The organism is Oleiphilus sp. HI0132 (assembly GCF_001635845.1).
Genome location: NZ_LWGJ01000935.1, coordinates 1 through 484 on the forward strand (window position 1 = coordinate 1; position 484 = coordinate 484).

The 484-nt window shown below is 42.8% G+C and carries 1 protein-coding gene; it reads left to right on the forward strand.

Translation table 11 applies throughout. The features are described 5' to 3' along the window. A partial coding sequence (locus A3766_RS10480) for a cache domain-containing protein (RefSeq protein WP_156508863.1) occupies window positions 1–484 on the forward strand: 484 nt, incomplete at both ends.

Consider the following 484-nt stretch of genomic DNA (forward strand, 5'->3'; position numbering starts at 1 on the left):
TCTTTTCTTTGTTGATGTCTCAGTGGAAAACGCATGAGTTTGAGTCTAACCGGCTTATTGTGCATGCCCAATATGAACAGCAATTAAATCGTTTGATAGAAACTTCTGCGGATAAAGTGATACAGCTAGCGAACTCGGCAAGTTTGAATAAAATTTTAATGGAGGCAATCCGGGGAAACGATGTCGAAAGTTTTCGCAGTGAAATAGAAGAGCTTGATTGGAATTTACAAGCCGATGGGGGATTGTCAGTATTGGCTTTGTTTGATACTCAGCTTGGTATATTACACTCGACTGACTCATTGCAACACCAAGAGAGTGTTAGGGAGGTGCTCCAGAGAGAAGCGCCCTCTTGGCGTGTAGATTGTAACTCTGTTTGCCGAATTGTGACTTACACTGCCATGCTTTATCAGGGGGATGTTTTGGGTGTCATCGTTCTGGCAGAGCCATTAAGTAATGTAATGCTTAGGTTTCAGCACGTCTCAAA